The sequence below is a fragment of the Faecalibacterium sp. DFI.5.82 genome (assembly GCF_029076575.1).
In the GTDB taxonomy this organism is placed as follows: Bacteria; Bacillota; Clostridia; order Oscillospirales; family Ruminococcaceae; genus Faecalibacterium; species Faecalibacterium duncaniae.
This window is the reverse complement of sequence record NZ_JARFIS010001176.1, coordinates 1-287: the sequence shown is the minus strand read 5'-3', so window position 1 is coordinate 287 and position 287 is coordinate 1. Positions and strand designations below refer to the sequence as shown.

General features: G+C 52.3%; 1 pseudogene. It reads left to right on the top strand.

What is annotated here, in order from left to right:
* A pseudogene (locus P0G09_RS20615) lies at window positions 1-273 on the top strand (stage III sporulation protein AE); the annotation flags it as partial.
* Window positions 274-287: the final 14 nt, after the last annotated feature.

Below are 287 nucleotides of genomic sequence, written 5' to 3'. Positions count from 1 at the left end.
CTGGCAGGCATCCAATTGCTCAAAAGCGGCCTTGGAATGGCCGATATCCTGATTTTCTTGGCTGAGTTTCTGCCACTGTATATCGGGATGCTTGCACATCTGGGATGTATCGTTCTCTGCGGGACGCTGTGCAGCCTGACCGGAAACAACCGTGGACAGGCACTGCTTACCTGTTTTGCTTCCGCTGTCCGGTGTTTGATTGCCTGTATCGCACTCTTTTTCGGGCTGGCCGTAACAGGAACCGCACTTCTTTTTCTGCTGGGAGGCGTTTGATGCTGACATTGAAA